At 50.9% G+C, this 1309-nt stretch carries 1 rRNA gene; it reads left to right on the top strand.

The features are described 5' to 3' along the window. Positions 1-145 precede the first annotated feature (145 nt). Positions 146-1309: ribosomal RNA gene (locus ACV22W_RS33475) — 23S ribosomal RNA — on the top strand; the annotation flags it as partial.

Raw genomic sequence — 1309 nt, 5'->3', positions numbered from 1 at the left:
TTGAGATGGACGTGGAAACTATCCGGGTTGTGATTGTATCGATGTATCTCAAGATGATTCGAACTCTAAGTTTGACTCAATTGGAATACGGCACAACGCGAGAACTCAACCTGTAGCGACTGTCGATGAGACAGACTCGTTATAGGGTCAAGCGAACAAGTGCATGTGGTGGATGCCTTGGCGATCACAGGCGATGAAGGACGCGGTAGCCTGCGAAAAGCTACGGGGAGCTGGCAAACGAGCTTTGATCCGTAGATGTCCGAATGGGGAAACCCACTCCTTTTGGAGTATCCATGGCTGAATACATAGGCCATGTGAAGCGAACGCGGTGAACTGAAACATCTAAGTAACCGCAGGAAAAGAAATCAACCGAGATTCCCAAAGTAGTGGCGAGCGAAATGGGATGAGCCTTGCACTCTTTATTTGTATTGTTAGCCGAACGCTCTGGAAAGTGCGGCCATAGCAGGTGATAGCCCTGTAGGCGAAAACAGTATGAAAGAACTAGGTGTGCGACAAGTAGGGCGGGACACGTGAAATCCTGTCTGAAGATGGGGGGACCATCCTCCAAGGCTAAATACTCGTGATCGACCGATAGTGAACCAGTACCGTGAGGGAAAGGCGAAAAGAACCCCGGGAGGGGAGTGAAATAGATCCTGAAACCGCATGCATACAAACAGTCGGAGCCTCGTAAGGGGTGACGGCGTACCTTTTGTATAATGGGTCAGCGACTTACGTTCAGTAGCAAGCTTAACCGTATAGGGCAGGCGTAGCGAAAGCGAGTCCGAATAGGGCGTTCAGTTGCTGGGCGTAGACCCGAAACCAGGTGATCTATCCATGGCCAGGATGAAGGTGCGGTAACACGTACTGGAGGTCCGAACCCACTAACGTTGAAAAGTTAGGGGATGAGCTGTGGATAGGGGTGAAAGGCTAAACAAACCTGGAAATAGCTGGTTCTCTCCGAAAACTATTTAGGTAGTGCCTCGTGTCTCACCTTCGGGGGTAGAGCACTGTCATGGTTGGGGGGTCTATTGCAGATTACCCCGCCATAGCAAACTCCGAATACCGAAGAGTGCAATCACGGGAGACAGACATCGGGTGCTAACGTCCGGTGTCAAGAGGGAAACAACCCAGACCGCCAGCTAAGGTCCCCAAATATAGCTAAGTGGGAAACGAAGTGGGAAGGCTAAAACAGTCAGGAGGTTGGCTTAGAAGCAGCCACCCTTTAAAGAAAGCGTAATAGCTCACTGATCGAGTCGTCCTGCGCGGAAGATGTAACGGGGCTAAGCTATATACCGAAGCTGCGGATGCG

It is taken from the genome of Burkholderia sp. AW49-1 (assembly GCF_053427845.1).
This window is presented reverse-complemented; position numbering and strand designations above follow the sequence as displayed.